The organism is Klebsiella sp. 2019SCSN059 (assembly GCF_021739525.1).
Lineage (GTDB): Bacteria > Pseudomonadota > Gammaproteobacteria > Enterobacterales > Enterobacteriaceae > Klebsiella > Klebsiella quasipneumoniae.
Window position 1 is genome coordinate 1 of sequence record NZ_JAKKOM010000173.1, and the last position, 237, is coordinate 237.

Consider the following 237-nt stretch of genomic DNA (forward strand, 5'->3'; position numbering starts at 1 on the left):
GCCCTGATTTTTCTGTGAGTCTGCCGGATAAGACCCGGGAAGGCTTCTGAGTCCGTCACATTGTTCAGCGACAGGTCTGCACAGATGATTTCATGTGTGTTGCTGTCAACTGCCAGATGCAACTTTCGCCATATACGACGGCGTTCTTTGCCGTGTTTTTTGACTTTCCATTCGCCTTCACCAAAGACCTTCAGCCCGGTGGAATCAATCACCAGATGCGCGATTTCACCCCGGGTG

Annotated in this window: 1 protein-coding gene; it reads right to left on the reverse strand. The window is 51.5% G+C overall.

From position 1 onward, the window contains the following. Window positions 1-237: transposase (locus L2I46_RS29465; RefSeq protein WP_165458400.1), on the reverse strand; the 237-nt coding region annotated here is incomplete at both ends.